Here is a 22936-nt window from a genome sequence, read left to right as displayed (position 1 = left end):
AGCCTAGATCACGCCCTTCTTGCGCAGTTCGGCGAGTTTCGCCGCATCCATGCCCAGCCGCTCGGCCAGCACCTCATCCGTATGTTCGCCCAGCAGCGGCGGACCCCGGTCATAGCTGACGGCGGAGTCCGACAGGCGCAGCGGGCTGGCCACGCTGGGCAGGCTGCCCTGCTGGGCATGCGGCACCGTTTTCTGCAGGCCGCGGGCCTGCACATGCGGATCGGCGAAAACGCGATCGACGGTGTTAATCGGGCCGCAGGGCACGGCGCGCTTTTCCAGCGCCGCGATCAGGTCGTCCATCGTACGTTTTTTCGTCTCGGCCTCGATGGCGGCGACGATTTCGGCGCGGTGATGCAGCCGGTCGATATTCTTGGCGAAGCGCGGATCAGTCTTCCATTCCGGATGGCCAAGCTCGTCCGCCAGCTTTCCGAATTGGCCGTCATTGCCCACCGCGATGATCACGAAACCGTCCGATGCCGGGAAACTCTGGTAGGGCACGATGGCAGCATGGCCGTTGCCCATGCGCACCGGCGCTTCGCCGCCGACCAGATAGTAGGTCGCCTGATTGGCCAGCGCCGCCACCTGCACATCCAGCAGCGCCATGTCGACATACTGGCCGCGGCCCGAACGGTGACGCTGGTTGAGCGCACCGAGAATGGCGATGGTGGAGTATAGCCCGGTCATCACATCGGCCAGCGCCACGCCGGCCTTCTGCGGGCCGCCGCCGGGCAGATCATCCTTCTCGCCGGTCACGCTCATCAGGCCGCCCATGCCCTGGATGATAAAATCGTAGCCGGCGCGCGGCGCGTATGGCCCGGTCTGGCCGAAGCCGGTGATCGAGCAGTAGACCAGACGCGGATTGATCTGCGACAGGCTGTCGTAATCCAGCCCGTATTTCTTCAGGCCGCCGAGCTTGTAATTCTCCACCACCACATCGGCCTTGGCCGCGAGGTCGCGCAGGATCTGCTGGCCCTCCGGCGTCGCCATGTCGACGGTGATCGAGCGCTTGCCGCGATTGGCCGCCAGGTAATAGGCGGAATCGGCACGCGCGCCGGTCTCGGGGTCCTTCAGATAAATCGGGCCCCAGCTGCGCGTGTCGTCGCCCTCGCCGGGCTTTTCCACCTTGATCACGGTGGCGCCGAGATCGGCCAGATTCTGGGTGCACCAGGGCCCGGCCAGAACCCGACTGAGATCGAGCACGACGATGTCGTCGAGCGCGCGCATCGGCGCCTCCGTGTCTATGGGTGGAAGGCTTAGTAGAAAGCCTGGATACCCGTCTGGGCGCGGCCGAGGATCAACGCATGGACGTCATGCGTGCCCTCGTAGGTGTTCACCGTCTCCAGATTCACCAGATGGCGCATCACATGATAATCCTCATGGATGCCGTTGCCGCCGTGCATGTCGCGGGCGACGCGGGCGATATCAAGCGCCTTGCCGCAGTTGTTGCGCTTGATCAGCGAGATCATCTCCGGCGTTTCCTGGCCGGCATCGCGCAGACGGCCGACCCGCAGCGCCGCATTCAGCCCCAGGGCGATTTCGGTCTGCATGTTGGCCAGCTTGAGCTGGATGATCTGGTTGGCGGCCAGCGGCCGGTTGAACTGCTTGCGGTCCAGCACATACTGGCGCGCCAGATGCCAGCAGGTTTCCGCAGCACCCATGGCGCCCCAGGCAATGCCGTAGCGCGCGCTGTTCAGGCAGCCGAACGGACCTTTGAGGCCCTGCACATTCGGCAGCATGTTCTCTTCCGGGACGAACACGCTGTCCATGACGATTTCGCCGGTGATCGAGGCACGGAGCGACAGCTTGCCGTTGATCTTCGGCGCCGACAGACCTTTCATGCCCTTTTCCAGGATGAAGCCGCGGATGATGCCATCCTCGGTCTTGGCCCAGACGACGAAGACCGTCGCCAGCGGCGAATTGGAAATCCACATCTTGGCGCCGGTCAGTTCATAGCCGCCGGGCACCTGCTTGGCGCGGGTCTTCATGCCGCCGGGATCGGACCCGTGGTCGGGTTCGGTGAGGCCGAAGCAGCCGATCCATTCGCCGGTCGCCAGCTTGGGCAAATACTTCTGGCGCTGGACTTCCGAGCCATAGGCATAGATCGGATACATCACCAGACTCGACTGCACGCTCATCATCGAGCGATAGCCGGAATCGACGGCCTCCACTTCGCGGGCGACCAGGCCATAGGCGACGTAAGACGCGCCGGCGCAGCCATAGCCATCGATCATCGAGCCGAGCAGGCCCAGTTCGCCCATCTCGCGGAAGATCGCCGGATCGGTCTTTTCCTCGCGGAAGGCCTCCTTCACGCGCGGCAGCAGCTTGTTCTGGCAGTATTCGCGCGCCGTATCGCGGATCAGCCGCTCGTCCTCGGTCAGCTCCGCGTCCAGGTTGAACGGATCTTCCCATTTGAAGGCGGCTTTGGCGGCTTTCTGCACGTTCATGGCGGTTTCCTCAGGCAGGCGTGTTTGAAGGAGCAAAATATACCCCTCAGGCGAGGCCGCAAGCTGCCCGACCCGCCCTTGGCGCGCAAACGACTTCTCGCTATTACTTGATAACTGGAGGTTATCAACATGGCCCTGCCCCGCCGCTACCTGCCGCCGCTTTCGGCGCTCACCGCCTTCGAGGCTGCCGCCCGCCACGAAAGCTTCACGGCCGCCGCATCCGAACTGAATGTCAGCCAGGCGGCGATCAGCCGGCGGGTGCAACTGCTGGAGGAGATTCTGGGCCTCACCCTGTTCGAGCGTATCCGGCAGCGCGTGGTGCTCAGCCCGGCCGGCGCGGCCTATGCCCGCGAATTGCAGGAGGCGCTGGGCCGCATCGGCACGGCCACGGTCAACACCATGGCGGCGCGCGGCGGCCACGCCACGCTGACCATCGCCACGCTGCCCACCTTCGGCACTCGCTGGCTGATCCCGCGCCTGCCGGATTTCAATGCCCGGCATCCGCAGATCACGGTAAACCTGCCGACCCGGATCGAGAGTTTCGATTTCACCGCCGAGCCGCTGGATGCCGCAATCTCGTTCGGCGATCCGGTTTCGCCCGGCGCCGCTGTCGACCGCCTGATCGAGGAAGAGCTGGTGCCGGTGGCATCGAAAAAACTGCTGACCAGGAATCGCATCCGCAAGCCCGAAGATTTGTTCAGGCTGCCGCTGCTGCAACAGTCGACGCGCCTGTCAGCCTGGCCCGACTGGTTCGCGGCATTGGGGATCAGTTGCCCGCCGGTACCGCTGGGGCCGCGCTACGGCCAGTTCGCCATGGTGGTGCAGGCTGCCGTGATCGGCATGGGAGCCGCCATCGTGCCGCGCTTCCTGGTCGAGCAGGAACTGAAGGACGGCAGCCTGGTGATCCCGTTCCCGCAGACAATCGGCAGCAAGCAGGCCTACTGCCTGTTCTATCCGGAGGCGCGCCGCAACGACCCGGTGCTGCGCGCCTTCCGGGACTGGCTGCTGGACGCCGTCAAGGCTTAGCCGCGTATACCTGCAACGCGGCGAGATGGCGCGTCTTGGCCGCGTCGTCGATAAAGGCACTGCGAAAGCCGTTGGCCGCCAGTGTGACGAGCTCGTCGCGGTTCAGATCCAGCGCCTGCTGCACGACCAGGTAATTCTCGGTGACATAGCCGCCGAAATAGGCCGGATCGTCGGAATTGATCGTCGCCATCAGGCCGGCCTGCAGCATTTTCCGCAACGGATGCTGCGTCATATCGTCAATGACGCAGAGCCGCAGGTTCGACAGCGGGCAGACGGTGAGCGGCATCTGCTCGGCGGCCAGCCGCGCCACCAGCGCCGCATCCTCCAGCGACCGGTTACCGTGATCGATGCGGTGCACGTGCAGCAGGTCGAGCGCTTCCCACACATAGGCGGGCGGGCCTTCCTCACCGGCATGGGCCACGGCTTTCAGGCCATGTTTATGGGCCTGCGCGAAAACGCGCTGGAATTTCGAAGGCGGATGGCCCTTCTCCGATGAGTCCAGACCGACGCCAATGAAGCGGTCACGCCAGGGTTGCGCCTCCGCCAGCGTTTTCAACGCGCTCTCTTCATCCAGATGCCGCAGGAAGCACAGGATCATGCTGATGGTCATGCCGAAGTCTTTCTCGGCATCGGCTTTCGCCCGCCACAAGCCATCGATCACGGTCTGGAACGGCACGCCGCGATCGGTATGGCCCTGGGGATCGAAAAAGATTTCCGCATGCCGCACCTGCTGCGCCGCAGCCCTGCGGAAATAGGCCATTGCAAGGTCGTAGAAGTCCTGTTCGACCAGCAGCACGCCCATGCCCTGGTAATAGAGATCGAGGAAATCCTGCAGGCTGCCGAAGCGGTAGGCGTCGCGCAGCACCTCGACAGACGCATACTGAAAGGCGACGCCGTTGCGTTGCGCCAGCGCATACATCAGCTCGGGCTCGAACGTGCCCTCGATATGCACATGCAGTTCGGCCTTGGGCAGACCGGTGATGAAGGGGCTGAGGTCCGTCATGGGGTAAAGAGTAGCGCGCCACCACCGCCGCGACAATTGCGGTATTCGGCGTTATACTGCCGCCATGCAACAAGGAGATGACGAGATCATGGTCGAACGCATGCCGCCGGGTACCGCCGCCCCGATGCCGCGCCGCCTGTGGTGGATGATCGTGCTGCGCGGCCTGGCCGCTCTGGCATTCGGCCTCGTCGCCATCTTCTGGCCCGGCGTCAGCCTGGCGGTGCTGGTCATGATCTTCGGCGCCTATGCCATGGTCGATGGCGCCATCACCCTGCTGCTGGCCCTGCGCGTAGCGCCCGGCCAACCCGGCCGCACATTCCTGCTGGCGACCGGGATCGCCGGCCTGACCATCGGCCTGGTCAGTGTGCTGTGGCCGCAGGTCACGGTCACGCTGCTGATCTATATATTCGCGGCCTGGCTGGTGCTGTTCGGACTGATCGCCATTGCCAACAGCCTGAACATGCGGCGCCAGTTCGGCGCCACATGGCCCATCAGCAAGGGCGGTATGCTGCTGGTGGCGCTCGGCCTGCTGCTGACACTGTTCCCCAATGCGGTAGCGGTGGCTGCCACCTGGGTGATCGGCATCCTGGCGTTGCTGCTGGGCGGCGGCCTGCTGGCCTTCGCCTGGCGGCGGCACCAGCGCGACAGCATGGTGCTGTAACCGTCAGCCGAGCGGCAGGCCCAGGGTCACAATAAAGCCGCCGCCGCGCCGGTTGGCCGCCTCGATGCTGCCGCCGACGGCTTCCATGTTGCGCTTGGCGACCCAGAGGCCGAGGCCGAAATTCGGCGGCGCGCCGGTGCCGCGATCACTGCGGCCGCCGTCACGGAACGAGACATGGCGATCGAAAATCCGCGGCATCAGAGCCGGGTCGACGCCGGGGCCGGTATCGGCCACCACGATCAGCACCCGCCTGGTGCCGCGATGGAGCGTGATCGTGACGGCGCTGCCGGCCGGCGCATAACTCAGGGCATTCTCGATCACCTGGCCGAGCGCCGCCGCGATCAGGCGCCCGCCCAGTGGCGCGGAGGCCTCGGCCTCGACAGACGTCTTGATCGTGATGCTGCGCGTGGCAGCATCGGCGGCATGGGCATCGGCCACATCCTCGACCAGCGCGCCCAGATCGACATGCTCGCGCGGCGGATCCAGGCGATCGGCCACTACGTCATCAAGATGACGGGCGGCGCGCACCAGGATATCCAGGCGTTCAAGGGCACCGTCGATGGCCATGAGCGCCACCTGGCTGCGCTTGTCGTCGCCGGTCACGCGGGCGCGGAGCGGCACCAGGGCCTGGCGGATGGTGCCCAGCGGCGTCTTGAAGGCATGGGCGCTCTCTTCCGCCGCCGTACGCAATTCGCTGGCGGTGGAGCGCAGGCTGTCTTCCATGCGGTCGAAGGCATTGGCCACCGGCTCAAGTTCGGGAATCTGGTTGCGTGCTGCAAACCGCCCTTCAATGCGGCGCTCCGCCACGGCGCGCGCCGTGGCGGCGAAGCGCCGCAGGCCATGGCCGATATCGAAGGCGATCACCAGCACGATGGCGGCAAAAATCAGGTAAATCGCCGCCGCAACCTGCACTTCAGGCGCCCGCCAGTAGGGCTGACCCAGACGCTGCTCGGCGACATCGGTCAGGTCGCTGGAAATCACCAGCACCCAGCAGCCGCGCGCTGTGCGCACCGGTGTGATCGAGGTGATCAGTTCGGTCAGGCCGTCGGCACGGTCGATACGCAGCGCCACGGGCAGGTCGCCGGCGCAGGACTCGCCCAGCTGGTCGAGAACGCCGGTGGCCGCCAGCCGCGCGCGTTCGGATTCCACATCGGCCGGCTGCACCGGCGGCGCCGAAGCGACATAGAGGAACCCGGTGCCAGGGGTCGCATCCTGCGGACGGAACAAAAGGCGCAGGCTGACGCCGGCGGTCTGGAACCGCGACAGCTCTTCGCCCAGCTTGAACAGCGGAGTCATGTCGGCACGCTGCAGCCGTTCTTCCAGCACGCGACCGACGGTGAAGCCTTTCACGCGGATGCTTTCCAGCAGCAGGCGCTGGCGATCGAGATCGGCCTGGCGGAAGGTGAGGTAGAGCACCACCGGCAGAGCGATGAACAGCGTCAGCACGACAAGGGCGCGAACTGTCAGCGACCGCCAGAGCCGATGCAGCGTCCAGCCATTGATCTCAGCCATGGCGCCAGCGATAGCCGAAGCCTGGATAGGTTTCGATCGCCTCGAATTCCGGATCGAGGTCGCGGAATTTCTGCCGGATACGCTTCACCATGGCGCGCACATTGGCGCGATAGCCGTCCGGACCCTGGCCGGCCTCGAAACCGACGCCGCGCACGGCATCATAAATCTCGCGATAACCGACATCGCGGCCGACGCGCTGGGCCAGCAACTGCACGACCTTGAATTCGCCATGGGTCAGGTCGACCTGGGCGCCGTTCCACACGGCCCGAGCACTGGCCACATCCAGCATGAGGCCGCCGCCGTCGCCCAGTTCGTTCGGCGCCTCGCCGGCGGCGGGCGCCTTGGCCGCGAGCGCAATGCGCAGGCGCTGCAGGATGATGGCAAAGCTTTTGCTCTTGTCGACGAAATCGACGGCACCGAGCTTGAGGCCCTTTTCCTCAAAGATCGGCTGATTGAGGCCGGTCAGGAAAATGACCGGCAGCGTATGGCCGGCAGCGCGCAGCTGCTCCAGCGTGGCCGGACCATCCTGCACGGGCATCTGCCAATCGAGCAGCAAGGCGGCCGAGCGATTGCCCTTGGCAAACCAATCGACGACAGCACTGCCATTGTCAAAGGTGATGGCGCGATATCCGGCCTCGCGCAGATTGGCGGAGATGGTATCGCGGAACAGGCCATCGTCGTCCACGACGGCAATCAGGGAAGCATCAGCGGCGGCTGGCATCGCGGGATATCCTGTTGAGGCAGCGGTCGGCATCGGGACTTGGGCCCGCGACGCCATTCATGTCGTAGTGCAGTGTGTAGAACTCATTACGGGCGGTATCGAAATACAGATACGCAGTCAAACGACACTCCCCTATGCCGAATTCCATTACCCGCGCCGGCGGCGCTTCGCGCTCCAGCGTCGGCAGGCCATAGGCCTGGATCAGACCGAGGCGGTTCAGGCCGGTCACGACCGGAGCCGGCCTTGCAGTCTCCGGCTCGGGCACGGGCGCAGGCGCCGACATGGTCGGGGCCGGCGCTTGCGGGGGTTTGCGTGCCGGAACCGGTGTGGCGCGCGGCGGGCCGGGGGGCTCGACAACCGGCGGTGACGGCGCTGGCTCAGGCTCGACAATCGGTGGCGGCGGCGACGCTGTCAGTCCACGCAGCATCTCGCAGCCGGACAGCACCATCACGGCCGGCAGAAGAAGAACGGCAAGCGGACGACTAAAGGGTCTGAACATGCCGCAAACGATACGCAGGAGTATGACCATGGGGAAAGCACGATGAATCTCGGTAATCCAAGGATATCATTGTCTCGCATAGAACTACAAAGTCTTTGCAAGTAAAGACAATAGTAATTCATGTGATAATCCTGTGATGCAAACAGGATATACTTGTGATCCCCGCAATAAAACCGGGATGTAGAGAAATACTCATTGCCGAATACATGCGAATCACCAATTCTCATTGGCGACACGCAGGCCTTCCCGCCTTTCAGAGTTTCAGCCCGACCATTCCGGTGGGCATCTGGCAGAGCGGCCCTGCAGCGAGAGGAGGATCGGTTTGAAGAAAGCCCAGATCGTCGCCCTTGCTATGATTGGCTTACTTGCTGCCGGTTGCAGCAACATGAACAACACCCAGCAGCGCGCAGTTTCTGGCGGTGCCATGGGTGCGGCTGCTGGCGGTGCCATCGGCCTTCTCACCGGTCACACCGTAGCGGGCGCCCTGATCGGCGCCGCAGCCGGTACGGCCGGTGGCCTGATCGTTGACTCGAATGAAAAGAGCAACGGCGGCAAGTAATCGAGCTTTGCGTTTGTGTTGAGTTCTTTGGGTTTAGCGGAGCGGTGCGACATGCCTGCCTCAACCCCGTGGTGGAGTACCCCCTCCACTGCCGCACCGCGGCCTGGTCGCCGACCCACCCTCGGCCTGGCCGCTGCCATCGCCTTCTCGGTGTTATCCGGGATGGCGATGGCAGATCCGCGCCCCCAACTCACCCGCGCCAGCAACAATGGCGCCTATGCTATGCACATTCTCCCTTATGGCATCGATCGTGGCACCTGCGACCGCAGCCTGCTGTCCCGCGATCTTGCCGTCGATTCCGCCCGCCTGGCGACATCAAAAACCGCCGTCGGTAGCGCCGATACCAGTCTGCTTGCTGCGGCCACGGTCGGTCGCAGCATGGATGCCATCGACCAGGCCTGCATCGGCCGTGTTCTGGAATATGCGCCGGACCGCACCGCGATCCGCTGGTATGGCGCACCGCGCGCCGCCTATGGCGGCCCGGCCTATGCCGTGACGCCGTTGCGCACCTTCGAGCGAGACGGGCAATACTGCCGCGACTATCAGGCAGTGGGCACCATCGACGGACAGACCGAGCAAAGCTATGGCACGGCCTGCCGCATGGCCGACGGAATCTGGCGCACGCCAGGCTGAAACCGCGCAGGATTTGCCTGCGCCGACCGTGATTGTAAGCGCCGAATGGAGGCGACCATGCTGACCAATACCCTGCTGCTCTACATGACCCAGGAAGCGCTGACCAAGGCACGCCAGCGCCTGAAAGCCCGCAAGGGCGAAGAGGCCGACGAACGCGGCAATCATGGCGCCGGCGCACCCTTGCCGCACTGGCGCACCATCCGCCGCCCGGCCGACAAACGCCCGGCTTCGCTGCGCCACTGAATGCGGCGCGCCGAATGCGCGCTCCAGATCACACGCAAGGAAAAGCCTGCCCTCACCGGCAGGCTTTTTTTATTGGCGGCCGTGAGTCAGCCGCGCGCGGTTTCGTAGATCAGCCGCAGCCCGAGCAGGCCCATCACGCCGCTGGCGGCACGATCGACCCAATGCTTGGCATTCAGATAGGCGGCGCGCGGACGCTGGGCCGAAAAGGCCAGCGCCACCACCGCATACCAGCCGCTTTCGATGGCGAAGATGCAAAGCGGCAGCGCAAAAGCCAGCCACAGCGGCAGGGCAGCCGGCAGCAGGGCGGCGAAAATGCCGGCATAGACCACCGCCGTTTTCGGATTGCTCAGCTGTGTCGCCAAGCCGAGCAGGCCGGCGCGCCACAGCCCTGCCGCAGCCGGCGGCGCATCGGCCAGGACCAGCGGCTGCCGCGCTCCGCGCCAGATCAGCACCGCCAGATACAGCAGATACAGGCCGCCAAGGATTTTCAGGCCGGCATACAGCCAGGCCACCTGGGCCAGCAGCGCGATCAGGCCGAGCAGCGCCAGGCCGGCAAAGATTGCGCCGCCCAGCCCCATGCCGAAGGCGGCGGCCAGACCAGCGCCGCGCGACGCGGCCACGGCGGTGCGCGCCACCATGATGAAGCTTGGCCCCGGACTCATGGCGCCGATGGCGATCGCCACCATGATACCCAGCAACGGCAGCAGATAATCGACCTCAGACATGATGCATTCCATGTTCCAGCAGCGCGACGAACTGCGCCGCCGTATCGGCCAGCGCGCCATCATTGTGCAGGATCGCCACATCCGCGCCAACCAGATCGAAGGCGGCAGCGCGCGCCAGCCGCTCTTCGATCACGGCCGGGGTTTCACGACCACGGGCCTCCAGGCGTCGCCGCAGCACGTCAGGCGCTGCCGTGATGCCGATGACCAGCAGACCCGGATATTTGCGCCGGGCATCGTCCACGATGGCGCGCGAGACATTGACCACCACCTGGCAGCCGGCGGCGAGATCGGCATCGATGCTGGCCGGAACGCCATACTGCAGGCCATGCGCCGGCCAGTGCAGGGCGAAAGCGCCGCGCTGCTGCAGGGCTGCGAATGCGGCTTCATCGACCGGCGTGTAATCCTCACCGCCCAGACCGGGTGCCCGGGTGATCACACGGCGCGGAAACACCACATCGCTGCGATCCTTGAACAGGAGCCGCACAGCATCCAGCACGCTGTCCTTGCCGACACCGCTGGGCCCCACCACCAGAACAAGACGGTTTTGCATGGGCTGGTTTTAACGCAAGCCGGGGCCCATGCACCAGACAGGCCGCGCAGAGGTCGAAGAAAGTCGACGTCACGAATCCGACATCTTCAGCCGCCGCAGCACCGCCAGATCCTTGCGCGCCACCACGATCATCTCGCCGCTGGCCGGATAGACACCCGTCAGCGCGGTGATATTGACCTGATGCGTCACCAGGATTGCCGGCCGCCCCAATGGCAGGCCGTCGATCAGTCGCCGCAGGGCGGTTGTCTGGCGGCCACCCGGGTCGCCATCGCCAAAAAAGGAATTCAGCGGCGTGGCAATCTCCGGCTGGCCCAGCCCCAGAGCCATGGCGGTGTCGCGGCAGCGGCACCAGGCGCTGGTGAACACCGCGGCAGCCGTCAGCCCCTGTTCGCGCAATTGCGACCCGATCCGCGCCGCCTGCGCGCGCCCGGCCGCCGAGAGGTTGCGCTGGGTCGCGCAGTCCTCCAGCCGGAAGCCGGGGGGATCGCCGGTGCCGGGCGCCTCGGCATGACGGATCAGGGCGATGGCCTCGCCATTCCGCAACATCGGCCAGATATCCTGGGCCACGGCAGGCACAGAGGAGCCAGCCAGACCGAACAGGACTGCTGCCAGAAACCGAAACCGCATCGTGACCATCCCTCGCCGCCGCACCCGATTGCCCTAAGTCATAGGGCGAAACATCCGCGCGACCAGAGCACAGCATGACCCTGCCGGTGGCCCAGACCCTGAAACTGATCCTGGCGCTCAGGCCGCCGGGACAAGATTCGCTTGCGCCGCTGTTCGCCGAACTGCAATGCCAGCCGACGCCACGGCCGGCCCATCTGATCGAGGACGAAATCTGGGCGCGCTGGATCGCCCATGCCGAACCGGCGCTGGAGGCCCGTATGCAGCGGGCGATTTCCGCCACCGCGCGCCGGCGCTTTCCTGAGGCCGAACGGCTGCTCGATGATCTGGTGCACGATGCACCGACCTGGGCCGAGGCCTGGAACAAGCGCGCCACGCTGTATTTCCTCACCCGGCGCGATGCCGAATCGGTGGCGGATATCTGCACCACGCTACAGCATGAGCCGCGGCATTTCGGCGCCATCTGCGGCTTCGGCCAGATCTGCCTGCGCCATGGCGAAACGGCCGCCGCCGCCAGCGCCTTTGCCGCGGCCCTGCAGATCAACCCGCAGCTCGACAACCTGAGGGTTGCGTTGGCCGAACTCGAATCAATGCCACCATCACGGCTGCACTGAAAAAGCGCCTTGCCCGGCCAGCACGACACCGGCAATCTGGACGTGGGAAGGCAGGACATCACGATGCCCATCGATCTGGCAATCATAGATGCCATGCGCGACGAGTTGCTGGCCGGCGGCACAACGCGCCTGGTTGCACCGTTTCAATCGCTCGGACTGCGATCGCCGGTGGTGCGCTGGAATCCGTCGCCGTCCAGCCTGCCCACCGAACAACTGCCCTTCCTGCTGCGGCACTGGCTGTTGCTGCAGAACCGTCACGGCACCGTGCGGCCGGAGCATATCGATCCGTTCGACCTGCGGCCGGCACTGGGCCATATTCTGCTGCTCGACGTGCTGGAGGACGGTGCCGATTATCGCTACCGGCTTTATGGCAGCGACATCGCCCGCGTCGCCGGTTTCGACATGACCGGCAAGCGCACCTCCGAAATGGTCACCGGCACGCTGGCCAGCAATTTCTACCTCGCCATCTATCGCGCTCTGCTGCTGCGGCCGGAGCCGATTTACAGCTGGCACGAAATGCCGGCGGAAATCACCATCAACAACTGGGATCGCGTGGTCTTGCCCCTCTGGGATGCCGAAGGGCGCATCAGCCGCATCATGACCTGCAATGTCGCCGGCCGGCCCACCCCGCTGCTGCCGCGCTCGGACCCGGCAAGCTGACTCGCGACGAAATCGTACACAATCCGGATTGACGATTCTGCCGCGCCCCGGTAGGGCTTGGACATTGCCGCACCCGCCGCCAGCCCCAGGCGGAATCCGGGCTGCGTGCGGGGGATGATCTGCGATGTTCGATCTGGCAATGGAATGGCTCAATCTGGTGCTGCGCTGGATGCACCTGATTTTCGGCATCGCCTGGATCGGCTCGTCCTTCTTCTTCGTCTGGCTCGACAACTCGCTCCGCAAGGCGGCCGACCAGGGCCCCGACGTGCAGGGCCAGGCCTGGCTGATCCATGGCGGCGGCTTTTACTTCACCGAGAAATATTCGGTGGCGCCAGCCCGGCTGCCGGCCGAGCTGCACTGGTTCAAATACGAAGCCTATTTCACCTGGATCAGCGGCTTCTTCCTGATGGGCGCGCTGTACTATGTCAGCGCCGACCTCTACCTGATCGACGACCGTGTGCTGCATCTCAGTCCGGCGGAAGCCATCGGCTTCAGCCTGGTGTCGCTGTTCCTCGGCTGGATCGTCTACGACCTGCTCTGCCGCTCACCGCTGGGCAAGAGCGACGCGCTGCTGGCCATCGCCGGCTTCGCCCTGCTGGTCTTCGCCGCCTGGGGCTATACGCAGATCTTCTCGGCGCGCGCCGCTTACTTACATGTCGGCGCCCTGATCGGCACCATCATGGCTGCCAATGTGGCGATGAACATCATCCCGAACCAGCAGATCGCCGTGGCGCAGATGATCGCCGGGCAGGCGCCCGACCCGTCGTTTGGCAAGATGGCCAAGCAGCGCTCGCTGCATAACAACTACCTGACCTTGCCGGTGCTGTTCGCCATGATCAGCAACCATTATCCGATCACCTACGGCCACCCTTACGGTTGGGTGATTCTGGCTTTCGTGATGATTATCGGCGGCCTGGTACGGCATTTCTTCAACCTGAAGAACCAGGGCCGCGGCACGCGGTACGAATTCCTCGCCGCTGCCTTCGCGCTGACGGTGGGCCTGGTCTTCTTTACCCACTGGGACCCGCGGCGGGTGACGCTGGCCGAAGGCGTGACCGTCGAGGATGTGCAGAAGGTGGTCGCCGCCCGCTGCACCGCCTGCCATGCGGCCAAGCCGACCTTCAACGGCATCACCGAAGCCCCCAAGGGCGTGATGCTGGAAACCCCGGCGCAGATCCGCCGTTTCGCCGCGCTGATCAGTCAGCAGGCCGTGCGCACCGAAGCCATGCCGCCGGGCAACGCCACCGGGATCACGCCGGAAGAGCGCCAGGTTCTGGGCGCCTGGATCGCGGCAGGCGCGCATCTGAAATAATCAGTTCAGGCTCTTGAGCCAGCCGGTCACGGTCCGGACGACGTCGTCATCCAGTCCAGCGAAACCATGGTAACCGGCGGCCTCGCATTCCTGCCCCGGCGGATCGGCCCGGCCGCCCTTCAGCATCACGATATCGACGCGCGGCACAGCCGTCAGCAATGCCTTGAAACCTGGCGTCGCCACGGCCGGCGTATAGGGACAGGCATCGCTTTCATGCGCCACCAGCAGCACCGGCATGGTGATGGCATCCAGCGGCCGCACATTGCGCTGGACGGAGGGCTGCGCATCGGTCTGGTGCATCAGCATGCCGGAGGTGATGACAATGGCGTCGGGCTTCTGGATACCCTGCAGTTTCGCCGCCGCATTGGCCGTGCTGAGTGCGGCCCGGCTGGTGCCGACCAGATAGACCTTCGGCACGCGGCCGCGCAGATGCTCGACCAGCGCGCCCAGATCAGCGGCGTGTTCGGCGGACCAGCGATAGGCGTTGCGCACGCCATTCTGGCCCTGCTTGAAATCCTCGGCGATATCGGCGGTCACCGCCACGAAGCCGGCTTTCGCATACTCGGCCCGCGTTCGCACCAGTTGGTTGCCGCCCAGGGCGCCGATGCGGCCACCCGTCCCGATATCGAGACGGCCACTGCCGCCGGCCAGCAGGATGACGGCGGCGCGCGCTTCAGCGGGTGCATCGATCAGAACGCGCAGCACACTGCCGCGGGTCGGCAGATCGAACACCGTTTCGGCGGCCTGCGCCGGCAGGGCCGGCATCAGCAGCAGGAGCAGCCGCAGAATTCGCATGGGGCGTCGCCTCAATACGGCGTCTTGTCCGGCTTGGCATCCCATTCGCGGAACACCTCCAGCGCCTCGTCGCGCAGGATCTGCTCGCAGGCCAGCGTGCGGCGTTCGCGCGGGATGGCCAGCTGCCGGTACAGGAAGGCATCATCAAAATTGATCGCTGCCGCATCGGCCTGCTCGTTGGCGTAATAAACCTTGTCGATGCGCGCCCAGTAGGTGGCCGACAGGCACATCGGGCAGGGTTCGCAGCTGGTGTAGAGCACGGTGCCCCGGAGATCGAAGCGCGCAAGCCGCTGGCAGGCATCGCGGATGGCGACCACCTCGGCATGGGCCGTGGGATCGTTGGTGGAGGTGACGCGGTTCCAGCCCTCGCCCACCACCTTGCCATCGGCCACGATCACCGCCCCGAAGGGACCGCCGGCGCCGGCATTCATATGGATGCGGCTGAGGGCAATGGCGCGACGCATAAACTCGGCATGATCGGTCATGGCGAAATGCCTTTCGTTCAGGATCCCCGGTAGGTCGAGAAACTCCAGGGCGAGACCAGCAGCGGCACGTGGTAATGCCCGTCTGCTTCGGCCAGGCCGAAACGGATCGGTACGGTGTCGACGAAGGCCGGCTCGGGCAGCGCCACGCCGATCTTGCGGAAATAGTCGCCGGCATGGAAGACCAGCTCGAACTCGCCCGGCCGGAAAGCCTCATTGATCAGCAGCGGTTCGTCGGTGCGGCCATCGGCATTGGTTGCCACCCTCTTCATCAGGATGCGCTGGCCGCCGCCCAGGGCGTACAGCTCGATGGCGACGCCGGCGGCCGGCTTGCCGTTCATGGTATCCAGCACATGGGTGCTCAGGCGGCCCATTGTCATTCGCTCCTAGCCGGTGATCAGCGCTTCAAGACGGATGCGGGCGATGCGGCCCACCTCCGACAGCGCGGTGGTGAGTTCGGTGTCGCGCCCATTGGCGATCCGCGCCTCGAAGGCGGCAAAGATCTGCGCCTTGGTGCGCAGCTTCACGGCGATGATGAAGGGAAAGCCGTGGGCCTGCAGATAGGCCGCATTGAGCGCCACGATCCGCGCTTTTTCATCGGCGCTCAGGCGGTTCAGCCCGACGCTGTCCTGCTCGGAGGTCGAATGGGCGGTCAGGGTGCCGGCATCGGCCTCCCTGCCGGCGAGCTGCGGATGGGCACGCAGGAGGCTGAGCTTCTCGGCATCACCGGCCGCCCACATCGCGGCGACCATGGCACCATGCAGGCTGTCGAGACTGGCGAAGGGGCGCCTGGCGAAGGCGCGTTCGGGCACCCAGGGCGAATGCTCGAAAATACCGCCGAGCGCAGCAATGAAATCCGCCGCAGACATGCGGTTCAGATCGGCCAGAGAGACACTCTGGGGGGTCAGCGTGACATGCTGCATGCGGCCTCCGGGATGACCGCTTCTGTATAACCTATCCGGGCCGGCGGGGGAAATATGCGCGCAGCGCGCGCCACAGCGCGGTGGCCTCGGCGCCGCCGGGATCACGGGCATCGGGACGGACGGCGGTATGCACCATCACCAGGCGCCGGGCCGGATCGACGAAAATCGTCTGCCCGCGCACGCCCAGGAAAGCGAAGCTGCCGTCATTGTCGGGGAAGATCCAGGTCTGGAAGCCATAACCGTACCAGCGGCCGGTCTGCGCGCCGGAGAAATGCGGCCGGGTCATCTCGCGCAGCCAGGCGGCCGGGACCACCTGCCGCTCGCCCACTTTTCCGCCATTGGCCAGCAGCATGCCAAGCCGGGCATAGTCGCGCAGCACCGCGTTGAAGTTCGACGAGGTGTTTTCCTGGCCGGTGCGGTCGACCAGCCAGCTGGCATCGGCTTCGGCGCCCATCGGCTGCCAGATGCGTTCGGACAGATACTCGGCCAGCGGCCGCTTCAGCGCGCCGCGCAGCACCAGTCCCAGCACCTGGCTCTCGGCCGAGGCGTAATACCAGCGCTGGCCCGGTTCGGCATCGCGGGTATTGAACTGCCGCACCGCGCCAGCCCCGCCCGGGCCAGACAGGATGGCACGCGACAGCTGCGCCGAATCATCGGTGCCGTCGTAATCCTCGCGGAAGCGCACGCCAGACGACATAGTCAGCAGATGGCGGATCGGCGTGCGGCCATATTCGCTGCCCTTCAGCGCCGGCGCGTAGGTTTCCGCCAAATCGTCGATGGAGGCGATGGCGCCGTCGGATACCGCCAGACCCACCAGCAGGGCGCAGATGGTCTTGGCCATGGAGAACGAGATCAACCGATGCGTATCGGTGCGGCCATACTGATAGCGTTCGACATGGATGGTGTCGCCGACCGCCACCAGCAGGCCGGTGGCCGGATTGCGCGCCATGTAGCCGTCGATATTTTGCCGCCCGCTGCCCAGTGCCGGCGGGACCTGATAGGCGATCACCGGCTCCTTCGCCGCGCGGCGCCAGAGGCTGGCTGCGGCCGGCCGCTGCACCACGTGAACGGGGAAGATTTCGTCCAGGCGCGAGAAACTGTCGACGCTGTAGGCGGGCTGCCACCAGTTGGCTGCCGTGGCGCGCGGATACTGACCGGCGGCATTGGTGTAGCGCGCCAGATCGGGCCCGCCCGGATCGAAACGGACGCCATTGACCGTGACCGCGGCTGTATGCGGTGCCGACGGACTCGGCAATGCCGGTAGCCGCTGGCTGCAGCCGGTCGCGCCCAGAAGCAGCAGGGCGGCAGCAACCGGCAGCGCAGCGCGGACAGTCATAAGACCAGGATGGCGCGGAAATCGTTGACGTTGGTCAGGGTCGGACCGGTGACGATCAGGCCGCCAGCAGCCTGGAACAGGCTGTAGCCGTCATTGTCGGCCATGCAGGCCTTGGCCTCGATCCCCTTCATGGCGGCACGCAAGATGGTGTCGGGTTTCAGCAGCGCCCCGGCATTGTCCTCGCTACCGTCGATGCCGTCGGTATCGGCGGCCAGGGCATAGATGCCCTCGGCGCCATCGAGTGCGACGGCCAGCGCCATGAGGAATTCGGCGTTGCGGCCGCCGCGGCCCTTGCCGCGCAGCGTGACCGTGGTTTCGCCACCCGAGAGCAGCACACAGGGGGCTTTCGCCGGCTGGCCGTGGCGGCGCACCTGGCGCGCCATGCCGGCCATCACCATGGCCACCTCGCGCGCCTCGCCCTCGATGGCATCGCCCAGGATCAGCGGCGTGATGCCGGCCTCGCGTGCCACGGCGGCGGCCGCTTCCAGCGCCATCTGCGGCGTGGCGATCATCACTGTCTTCGTATTGGCAAAAGCCGCGTCGCCCGGCTTGGGCGATTCATTCTGCCCCGCCTGCAGATGCTTCAGCACATTGGGCGGCGGCTGGATATTGTATTTTTCCAGCACGGCCAGCGCATCGGCGACCGTGGTCGGATCGGGTACCGTCGGGCCCGAGGCGATCACGGCGGGATCGTCGCCCGGCACGTCGGAGATCAGCAGCGATACCAGCGGCGCCGGCGCGGCGGCAGCGGCCAGCCGCCCGCCCTTGATGGCGGAGAGATGTTTGCGCAGGCAGTTCATCTCGGCGATGTTGGCGCCGCAACTCAGCAGCGCGCGGTTCACCGCCTGCTTGTCTGCCAGGGTCAGGCCATCGGCCGGGAGCGACAGCAGCGCCGAACCACCGCCGGAAATCAGGCAGAGCACCAGATCGTCGGGGCCCAGGCCCTGCACCTTCTGCAGGATCAGCGCCGCCGCCTTCTCGCCGGCAGAGTCGGGGACCGGATGCGCAGCCTCCACCACGGTGATGCGCTCGCAGGGCACGTCATGGCCGTAGCGCGTCACCACCAGACCATCCAGCGGCGCCTCGGCCGGCCAGTGGTCTTCGACCGCACGCGCCATGCTGGCGGCGGCCTTGCCGGCACCGACCACCAGGGTGCGGCCTTTCGGCACCGGCGGCAGATGCGGCGGCACGCAGGCGGCCGGATCGGCAGCGCGCCGCGCCGCCTCGAACATGGCCTGCAATAGTGCTTCCGGATCGCGCATCGTCGGCATCCCCCTGCCCATTTGCTAATCGAAGGCGCCGCGCTTGACCAGCGTCAGGCTGTGCAGTTGTTCTGGCATGGAAACTGTATACAATTATTTTCCTGCTTTTCCAGATTGAGGATCGCCCCATGCCCGCCTATCGCTTTGCCGACCGCATGCTCGCCCAGCTGGACGAACTCGGCCGCATCAGCGAAAGCCCGGACTTCCTCGCCCGTACCTTCCTGGTACCGCAACACAAGCAGGCGCATGAACGCGCCGCCGCATGGATGGTCGAGGCCGGCATGACGGTGGAGCATGACAGTGCCGGCAATGTGGTGGGCCGTTATCCCGGCCAGACGCCGGATGCGCCGGTGCTGATGACCGGCTCGCATCTCGATACCGTGCGCAACGCCGGCAAGTATGACGGCATGCTGGGCGTGATCGCGCCGATTGCCTGCATCGCCGACCTGAACAGGCGCGGCAAGCGCCTGCCCTATGCCATCGAGGTGGTGGGCTTCGCCAATGAGGAAGGCACCCGCTTCGGCTCGGCCATGACCGGCAGCCGCGCCATTGCCGGCACCTTCGATCCCGCCATCCTGGAGGCACGGGACAAGCAGGGCGTCTCGATGGGCGAGGCCTACAAAGAGTTCGGCCTCGATCCGGCGAAAGTCGGCTTCTGCGCCCGCAAACCCGGCAGCATCGCCGCCTTTGTGGAACTGCATATCGAGCAGGGCCCGGTGCTGGAGAATGAGGGCTTCGCGCTTGGCGTCGTCACCTCGATTTCCGGCGCGCGGCGCTTCCGCGTCGAGATCACCGGCCTGGCCGGTCATGCCGGTACCGTGCCGATGGGCCAGCGCCAGGACGCGCTCGTGGCCGCCGCCGAGATCGTGCAGTATATCGAAAAGCGCTGCACCGGCACGCCAACGCTGGTCGGCACTGTGGGCATGCTGGAAACCCTGCCGGGTGCGATGAACGTGATCCCCGGCAAGACGGTCTTTTCAATCGATGTGCGCGCCGGCGAGGACGACCTGCGCGACCTGGCCGCTGACGACATCCTGAAGCAGATCAGTGTGATCTGCGCCGGCCGCAATCTGGAAAAGAAGATCACCGAGCTCTACAACAGCACCGCGACGCCCTGCCATCCGGCGCTGATGGACCAGGCCGAGGCGGCGATCACGGCGCAGGGCGTGAAGACCATGCGGCTGCCGTCGGGTGCCGGCCACGATGCCGCCACGTTGGCGCCACTCTGCCCGATCTCGATGATCTTCATGCGCTGCACCCGCGGCATCAGCCACAATCCGCTGGAAGCCGTGCTGCCCGAGGATGTCGAACTCGCCACCAGCGCATTGCTGCATTTCATCGAGAACTTCCGCATTCCAAACTCCCAGGCGTAAGACATGGCCAAGAAGAAAGCCGTCAAGGCAAAGAAGAAAACCGACATCGTTGCGAAAGCGTTGGGCAGCAAGCCCTATCCGCGCGATCTCGCCGGCTATGGCGAGCATACGCCCGACCCGAAATGGCCGGGTGGCGCCAAGGTCGCCGTCAGCTTCGTGCTGAATTACGAAGAAGGTGGCGAGCGCAATATTCTGCACGGCGATAAGACCTCGGAAGTCTTCCTGCATGAAGTGCCCGGCGGCATCCCGCGCGAGAAGATGCGCGACGAGCAGGTCGAGTCAGTCTACGACTACGGCAGCCGCGCCGGCTTCTGGCGTATCATGCGGCTGTTCAAGGAGCGCGGCCTCAGCTTCACCTCCTGGGCCGTCGGCATGGCCGTGGCGCGATACCCGGAAGCCGCAAAGGCCATGCACGAGGCCGGCCACGAAGTCGCCAGTCATGGCTGGCGCTGGTACGACTACTCAAAAACCCCGCTCGCCACTGAGCGGGCCCATATGAAACTGGCGATCGAGGCGATCCGCCAGGCCACTGGTGCAGTCCCACGCGGCTGGTATACCGGCCGCATGTCGGCCAATACGCTGAAACTGGTCGCCGAGGAAAAAAGCCTGGTCTATTCCTCCGACACCTATGACGACGACCTGCCCTACTGGACGACCATCGGCAAGACGCCGCTGCTGATCCTGCCCTATACCTTCGACAACAACGACATGAAGTTCGGCCAGTTGCACGGCTTTGCCACCGGCAATGACTTCTTCGATCATCTGAAAGATGCCTTCGACATGCTGTACCGCGAGGGCAGCGAGGGTGCGCCGAAGATGATGACCGTGGCGCTACATTGCCGCCTGATCGGCCGGCCCGGCCGCGCGGCATCGCTGGCGCGGTTCATGGACTACATCCAGAATCACGACAAGGTCTGGGTAGCGCGGCGCGTCGATATCGCCGAGCACTGGAAAAAGGTGCATCCCTATAAGGGCTGAGGCTCAGGCAGCGCGGTTCGCCCGCAGCTTGTTCTGCAGCAATGCGGCCAGCCGCTCGATGCCCTCGCGGATGCGCGCCGGCTCGCCCAGCGAGAAGCTGAGCCTGGCGGTGTTGCGCCTGACCCCGGTGGCGTAGAAGGCCGAGCCCGGCACGAAAGCGACCTGGATATCCTTGATCGCCTCGGCCAGCAGCTCCGTGCCATCGATGCTGTCGGGGAATTCCAGCCAGATGAACATGCCGCCATCGGGCCGCGTATAACGCACTTCCTGGGGCAGGCAGCGCGCCAGCGTCTCCAGCATCACGTCGCGGCGCTCCTTGTAGGCCTTGCGCAGCTTCTCCACCTGGCCGCCATGGGAGGTCCGCGCAATGTCGAAGGCGATCATCTGGTTGATGGTGCTGCAATGCAGGTCAGACGCCTGCTTGAGCAGCACCAGCGCATTGATCAGCGCCGGATCGGCATTGATCCAGCCGATGCGCAGCGCCGGCGTCAGCACCTTCGACAGGCTGCCGACATAGATCACCAGGCGGCGGCCGTCATTGCCGGGGCTTTGCAGATACTGCTGCTCCAGCGCGGCAAAGCTGGGGATGCGCGCGTTTTCGTAGCGCAGTTCCTCATAGGGCGAGTCTTCCAGGATGGCGACGCCGTAGCGATGCGCCAGGTCCAGGATCGCCTTGCGGCGCGCCAGCGATGTCGTAATACCGGCCGGATTGCAGAAATCCGGCGTCAGGTAGAAGAATTTCGGCTTCTGCCGGAAGGCATCTTCCAGCGCATCGAGCAGCACGCCCTCGTCATCCATCGGCACCGAGAGGAATTGCGGCCGGTAAGTGCCGAAGACCTGGATGGCGCCGAGATAGCTGGGAGAGGACATCACCACGCGGTCGCCCGGCTCGATGAAGGCGCGGCCGATGAAATCCAGCGCCTGTTGCGCACCCGAGGTGATCAGCACCTGTGCCGGATCGGCAGCGATGCCATGGCTTTTCAGATAGCCGGCGATCCACTCGCGCAGCGGCAGATAGCCTTCGCTGATCGAATACTGGAAGGCCTCGCCCGCCATCGCCTGGTTTTGCAGCACCGCTTGGTAAGCCGTGCCGATGGCATTGAGCGGGAACAGCGCCGGATCGGGGATGCCGCCGGCAAAGGAGATGATTTCCGGCCGGCTGATCAGCTTGAGCAATTCGCGGATTTCGGACGCGCGCAGTTCGCTAACGCCCTGCGACAGGCCGGGGAAGGAAGGTTCGGTCATGGCGGTGACGCTCGGTGTTTCCTCAACAGTTGCCCCAGCATATCGAGGCAACGCCGATCCGAAAAGCGTCAGCCGCGGCGGGCCTTGCCCACCATGCCGTCCCAGGCGCCCAGCGCCACCTCCACCGAGGCCAGCAACTGCTTCTTCGTGGCGCCGTCGCGCGCCTGGATCGACATGCCCTGCACGAGAGTCGTGTAGAAAGCCGCGATCATGGCGGCATCGGCCGTGGCCGGCACGTCGCCCTCGGCCTGGCCGCGCCGGATGCGGTCGGCCAATGCGTCCATCGCCGCACGGCGGTTCCTGGTCATCAACGCACGCACGCTCTTGTTCTCCGGCGCGCCGACGATGGCCGACAGCACCACCATGCAGCCCGGCGGGTGATCCGCGTTGACGTAATAGCCGGCATAGAACCGCAGCAGCGCGGCGAAGCCCGCTTTCGCCGTCCCGGCCTCGCGCAACAGCCGCTGCGGCAGGGCGCCCTCGGTGGCCTCGTAGAGCGCCAGCGCCTCCTCGAACAGCGCCTCCTTGCAGGAGAAGGCCGCGTAGAGGCTCGGCGCGTTGATGCCCATCGCCCCGGTCAGGTCGCTGAGCGAGGTGGCCTCATAGCCACGCAGCCAGAAAACCTGCATGGCCGCCTTCAGCGCCGCCGCGCGGTCGAAGCCGCGCGGACGCCCCCGCGCGACTTTGGCCTGGGCGACTTTGGCCCGGGCCACTTTCGGCGCTTTCAGTGTCTTCGGCTTTGTGACGGCGCGCACG

27 protein-coding genes are annotated in these 22936 nt (G+C 65.6%); 10 read left to right on the top strand and 17 right to left on the bottom strand.

Translation table 11 applies throughout. The features are described 5' to 3' along the window. Positions 1-3 precede the first annotated feature (3 nt). A complete protein-coding gene (locus AC1ROT_RS13845; protein WP_492999675.1) occupies positions 4-1224 on the bottom strand; it encodes a CaiB/BaiF CoA transferase family protein in 1221 nt (406 codons plus the stop codon). Between the two features lie 29 nt (positions 1225-1253). Beyond that, positions 1254-2444, bottom strand: a complete 1191-nt coding sequence (locus tag AC1ROT_RS13840) for an acyl-CoA dehydrogenase (protein ID WP_492999673.1) — start codon at positions 2442-2444, stop codon at positions 1254-1256. A 129-nt stretch (positions 2445-2573) separates the two neighbouring features. Here AC1ROT_RS13840 and gcvA point away from each other — a divergent pair, with 129 nt between their 5' ends. After that, positions 2574-3470, top strand: coding sequence for a transcriptional regulator GcvA (gcvA, locus tag AC1ROT_RS13835; protein WP_492972111.1), 897 nt, complete (start codon positions 2574-2576; stop codon positions 3468-3470). Here gcvA and AC1ROT_RS13830 read toward each other — a convergent pair. Then, positions 3460-4473 (bottom strand): adenosine deaminase, encoded by a 1014-nt coding sequence (locus AC1ROT_RS13830; protein ID WP_492999671.1) that lies wholly within the window; start codon positions 4471-4473, stop codon positions 3460-3462. The two genes, gcvA and AC1ROT_RS13830, sit on opposite strands and share 11 nt — an antisense overlap. A gap of 64 nt (positions 4474-4537) precedes the next feature. Here AC1ROT_RS13830 and AC1ROT_RS13825 point away from each other — a divergent pair, with 64 nt between their 5' ends. Beyond that, the gene (locus tag AC1ROT_RS13825; protein WP_492999669.1) at positions 4538-5134 is read left to right on the top strand and encodes an HdeD family acid-resistance protein; all 597 of its coding nucleotides are present in this window, start codon (positions 4538-4540) and stop codon (positions 5132-5134) included. Positions 5135-5137: 3 nt separating this feature from the next. Here the strand turns inward: AC1ROT_RS13825 and AC1ROT_RS13820 are convergent, their stop codons facing one another. From AC1ROT_RS13820 to AC1ROT_RS13810, 3 genes are read right to left on the bottom strand one after another with little or no spacing between them, the layout of a single operon-like run. Then, the gene (locus AC1ROT_RS13820) at positions 5138-6646 is read right to left on the bottom strand and encodes a sensor histidine kinase (RefSeq protein ID WP_492972114.1); all 1509 of its coding nucleotides are present in this window, start codon (positions 6644-6646) and stop codon (positions 5138-5140) included. Continuing rightward, a complete protein-coding gene (locus AC1ROT_RS13815; protein ID WP_492972115.1) occupies positions 6639-7367 on the bottom strand; it encodes a response regulator transcription factor in 729 nt (242 codons plus the stop codon). The genes AC1ROT_RS13820 and AC1ROT_RS13815 overlap by 8 nt, the downstream gene beginning before the upstream one ends. Beyond that, a complete protein-coding gene (locus AC1ROT_RS13810; RefSeq protein WP_492999668.1) occupies positions 7351-7596 on the bottom strand; it encodes a hypothetical protein in 246 nt (81 codons plus the stop codon). Before AC1ROT_RS13810 ends, AC1ROT_RS13815 begins: the two co-directional genes overlap by 17 nt. Positions 7597-8188: 592 nt before the next feature. Here AC1ROT_RS13810 and AC1ROT_RS13805 point away from each other — a divergent pair. Genes AC1ROT_RS13805 through AC1ROT_RS13795 form a run of 3 tightly spaced genes read left to right on the top strand, consistent with a single transcriptional unit; the run spans position 8189 to position 9301 of the window. After that, positions 8189-8425 (top strand): YMGG-like glycine zipper-containing protein, encoded by a 237-nt coding sequence (locus AC1ROT_RS13805; protein WP_492999666.1) that lies wholly within the window; start codon positions 8189-8191, stop codon positions 8423-8425. 51 nt (positions 8426-8476) lie between these two features. After that, on the top strand, positions 8477-9058 hold the full coding sequence (locus tag AC1ROT_RS13800; protein WP_492999664.1) for an RT0821/Lpp0805 family surface protein: 582 nt from the start codon (positions 8477-8479) through the stop codon (positions 9056-9058). Between the two features lie 57 nt (positions 9059-9115). After that, a complete protein-coding gene (locus AC1ROT_RS13795; RefSeq protein WP_492999662.1) occupies positions 9116-9301 on the top strand; it encodes a hypothetical protein in 186 nt (61 codons plus the stop codon). A gap of 86 nt (positions 9302-9387) precedes the next feature. Here the strand turns inward: AC1ROT_RS13795 and AC1ROT_RS13790 are convergent, their stop codons facing one another. From AC1ROT_RS13790 to AC1ROT_RS13780, 3 genes are all read right to left on the bottom strand, one after another. Beyond that, the gene (locus tag AC1ROT_RS13790; RefSeq protein ID WP_492999660.1) at positions 9388-10026 is read right to left on the bottom strand and encodes a LysE family translocator; all 639 of its coding nucleotides are present in this window, start codon (positions 10024-10026) and stop codon (positions 9388-9390) included. Further along, positions 10019-10576 (bottom strand): phosphonate metabolism protein/1,5-bisphosphokinase (PRPP-forming) PhnN, encoded by a 558-nt coding sequence (gene phnN, locus AC1ROT_RS13785; protein WP_492999659.1) that lies wholly within the window; start codon positions 10574-10576, stop codon positions 10019-10021. The genes AC1ROT_RS13790 and phnN overlap by 8 nt, the downstream gene beginning before the upstream one ends. A gap of 69 nt (positions 10577-10645) precedes the next feature. Next, positions 10646-11203, bottom strand: coding sequence for a histidine phosphatase family protein (locus AC1ROT_RS13780; RefSeq protein ID WP_492999656.1), 558 nt, complete (start codon positions 11201-11203; stop codon positions 10646-10648). Between the two features lie 74 nt (positions 11204-11277). Between AC1ROT_RS13780 and AC1ROT_RS13775 the strand changes: the two genes are divergently transcribed. The 3 genes from AC1ROT_RS13775 (at position 11278) to AC1ROT_RS13765 (ending at position 13786) form a co-directional block, all read left to right on the top strand. Further along, the gene (locus tag AC1ROT_RS13775; RefSeq protein WP_492999655.1) at positions 11278-11814 is read left to right on the top strand and encodes a hypothetical protein; all 537 of its coding nucleotides are present in this window, start codon (positions 11278-11280) and stop codon (positions 11812-11814) included. A 63-nt stretch (positions 11815-11877) separates the two neighbouring features. Beyond that, entirely contained in the window at positions 11878-12474 is a 597-nt protein-coding gene (locus AC1ROT_RS13770) for a PAS domain-containing protein (protein WP_492972124.1), read from the top strand. A 124-nt stretch (positions 12475-12598) separates the two neighbouring features. Beyond that, positions 12599-13786, top strand: a complete 1188-nt coding sequence (locus AC1ROT_RS13765) for a urate hydroxylase PuuD (RefSeq protein WP_492972125.1) — start codon at positions 12599-12601, stop codon at positions 13784-13786. On the opposite strand, the gene AC1ROT_RS13760 is transcribed toward AC1ROT_RS13765, so the two are convergent. From AC1ROT_RS13760 to AC1ROT_RS13735, 6 genes are read right to left on the bottom strand one after another with little or no spacing between them, the layout of a single operon-like run. Beyond that, positions 13787-14581 (bottom strand): alpha/beta fold hydrolase, encoded by a 795-nt coding sequence (locus tag AC1ROT_RS13760; protein ID WP_492999654.1) that lies wholly within the window; start codon positions 14579-14581, stop codon positions 13787-13789. Between the two features lie 11 nt (positions 14582-14592). Next, positions 14593-15066 carry a nucleoside deaminase gene (locus AC1ROT_RS13755; protein ID WP_492999653.1) on the bottom strand — a complete coding sequence of 158 codons (474 nt, stop codon included), beginning with the start codon at positions 15064-15066 and terminating at the stop codon, positions 14593-14595. Between the two features lie 17 nt (positions 15067-15083). Continuing rightward, entirely contained in the window at positions 15084-15437 is a 354-nt protein-coding gene (uraH, locus tag AC1ROT_RS13750) for a hydroxyisourate hydrolase (protein WP_492972128.1), read from the bottom strand. A gap of 12 nt (positions 15438-15449) precedes the next feature. After that, a complete protein-coding gene (gene uraD, locus AC1ROT_RS13745; RefSeq protein WP_492999651.1) occupies positions 15450-15986 on the bottom strand; it encodes a 2-oxo-4-hydroxy-4-carboxy-5-ureidoimidazoline decarboxylase in 537 nt (178 codons plus the stop codon). Between the two features lie 31 nt (positions 15987-16017). Then, positions 16018-17322 carry a serine hydrolase domain-containing protein gene (locus AC1ROT_RS13740; protein WP_492999649.1) on the bottom strand — a complete coding sequence of 435 codons (1305 nt, stop codon included), beginning with the start codon at positions 17320-17322 and terminating at the stop codon, positions 16018-16020. Then, complete coding sequence (locus tag AC1ROT_RS13735; protein WP_492999648.1) at positions 17319-18584, bottom strand: glycerate kinase type-2 family protein; 1266 nt, start codon at positions 18582-18584, stop codon at positions 17319-17321. The genes AC1ROT_RS13740 and AC1ROT_RS13735 overlap by 4 nt, the downstream gene beginning before the upstream one ends. 128 nt (positions 18585-18712) lie before the next feature. Between AC1ROT_RS13735 and AC1ROT_RS13730 the strand changes: the two genes are divergently transcribed. Together AC1ROT_RS13730 and puuE are read left to right on the top strand one after the other, a co-directional pair. Continuing rightward, positions 18713-19957 (top strand): allantoate amidohydrolase, encoded by a 1245-nt coding sequence (locus AC1ROT_RS13730; protein ID WP_492999647.1) that lies wholly within the window; start codon positions 18713-18715, stop codon positions 19955-19957. A gap of 3 nt (positions 19958-19960) precedes the next feature. Next, a complete protein-coding gene (puuE, locus tag AC1ROT_RS13725; RefSeq protein WP_492999646.1) occupies positions 19961-20935 on the top strand; it encodes an allantoinase PuuE in 975 nt (324 codons plus the stop codon). Between the two features lie 3 nt (positions 20936-20938). Here puuE and AC1ROT_RS13720 read toward each other — a convergent pair whose 3' ends face one another. Both AC1ROT_RS13720 and AC1ROT_RS13715 read right to left on the bottom strand, forming a co-directional pair. Then, positions 20939-22180 carry an aminotransferase-like domain-containing protein gene (locus AC1ROT_RS13720; RefSeq protein WP_492999644.1) on the bottom strand — a complete coding sequence of 414 codons (1242 nt, stop codon included), beginning with the start codon at positions 22178-22180 and terminating at the stop codon, positions 20939-20941. 68 nt (positions 22181-22248) lie between these two features. Next, entirely contained in the window at positions 22249-22935 is a 687-nt protein-coding gene (locus tag AC1ROT_RS13715) for a TetR/AcrR family transcriptional regulator (protein ID WP_492999643.1), read from the bottom strand. Between the last annotated feature and the right edge of the window lies 1 nt (position 22936).

The sequence above is a fragment of the Ferrovibrio sp. GW821-FHT12E11 genome (genome assembly GCF_058806975.1).
This window is presented reverse-complemented; position numbering and strand designations above follow the sequence as displayed.

Coding starts and splice junctions, on each gene's coding strand:
- AC1ROT_RS13795 (WP_492999662.1), top strand. CDS start 9,116: ATGCTGACCAATACCCTGCTGCTCTACATGACCCAGGAAGCGCTGACC.
- AC1ROT_RS13765 (WP_492972125.1), top strand. CDS start 12,599: ATGTTCGATCTGGCAATGGAATGGCTCAATCTGGTGCTGCGCTGGATG.
- AC1ROT_RS13740 (WP_492999649.1), bottom strand. CDS start 17,322: ATGACTGTCCGCGCTGCGCTGCCGGTTGCTGCCGCCCTGCTGCTTCTG.
- AC1ROT_RS13830 (WP_492999671.1), bottom strand. CDS start 4,473: ATGACGGACCTCAGCCCCTTCATCACCGGTCTGCCCAAGGCCGAACTG.
- AC1ROT_RS13845 (WP_492999675.1), bottom strand. CDS start 1,224: ATGCGCGCGCTCGACGACATCGTCGTGCTCGATCTCAGTCGGGTTCTG.
- AC1ROT_RS13720 (WP_492999644.1), bottom strand. CDS start 22,180: ATGACCGAACCTTCCTTCCCCGGCCTGTCGCAGGGCGTTAGCGAACTG.
- AC1ROT_RS13730 (WP_492999647.1), top strand. CDS start 18,713: ATGCCCGCCTATCGCTTTGCCGACCGCATGCTCGCCCAGCTGGACGAA.
- uraH (WP_492972128.1), bottom strand. CDS start 15,437: ATGGGCCGCCTGAGCACCCATGTGCTGGATACCATGAACGGCAAGCCG.
- gcvA (WP_492972111.1), top strand. CDS start 2,574: ATGGCCCTGCCCCGCCGCTACCTGCCGCCGCTTTCGGCGCTCACCGCC.
- AC1ROT_RS13770 (WP_492972124.1), top strand. CDS start 11,878: ATGCCCATCGATCTGGCAATCATAGATGCCATGCGCGACGAGTTGCTG.
- AC1ROT_RS13800 (WP_492999664.1), top strand. CDS start 8,477: ATGCCTGCCTCAACCCCGTGGTGGAGTACCCCCTCCACTGCCGCACCG.
- uraD (WP_492999651.1), bottom strand. CDS start 15,986: ATGCAGCATGTCACGCTGACCCCCCAGAGTGTCTCTCTGGCCGATCTG.
- AC1ROT_RS13825 (WP_492999669.1), top strand. CDS start 4,538: ATGCAACAAGGAGATGACGAGATCATGGTCGAACGCATGCCGCCGGGT.
- puuE (WP_492999646.1), top strand. CDS start 19,961: ATGGCCAAGAAGAAAGCCGTCAAGGCAAAGAAGAAAACCGACATCGTT.
- AC1ROT_RS13755 (WP_492999653.1), bottom strand. CDS start 15,066: ATGACCGATCATGCCGAGTTTATGCGTCGCGCCATTGCCCTCAGCCGC.
- AC1ROT_RS13775 (WP_492999655.1), top strand. CDS start 11,278: ATGACCCTGCCGGTGGCCCAGACCCTGAAACTGATCCTGGCGCTCAGG.
- AC1ROT_RS13780 (WP_492999656.1), bottom strand. CDS start 11,203: ATGCGGTTTCGGTTTCTGGCAGCAGTCCTGTTCGGTCTGGCTGGCTCC.
- AC1ROT_RS13815 (WP_492972115.1), bottom strand. CDS start 7,367: ATGCCAGCCGCCGCTGATGCTTCCCTGATTGCCGTCGTGGACGACGAT.
- AC1ROT_RS13760 (WP_492999654.1), bottom strand. CDS start 14,581: ATGCGAATTCTGCGGCTGCTCCTGCTGCTGATGCCGGCCCTGCCGGCG.
- phnN (WP_492999659.1), bottom strand. CDS start 10,576: ATGCAAAACCGTCTTGTTCTGGTGGTGGGGCCCAGCGGTGTCGGCAAG.
- AC1ROT_RS13790 (WP_492999660.1), bottom strand. CDS start 10,026: ATGTCTGAGGTCGATTATCTGCTGCCGTTGCTGGGTATCATGGTGGCG.
- AC1ROT_RS13735 (WP_492999648.1), bottom strand. CDS start 18,584: ATGCGCGATCCGGAAGCACTATTGCAGGCCATGTTCGAGGCGGCGCGG.
- AC1ROT_RS13840 (WP_492999673.1), bottom strand. CDS start 2,444: ATGAACGTGCAGAAAGCCGCCAAAGCCGCCTTCAAATGGGAAGATCCG.
- AC1ROT_RS13820 (WP_492972114.1), bottom strand. CDS start 6,646: ATGGCTGAGATCAATGGCTGGACGCTGCATCGGCTCTGGCGGTCGCTG.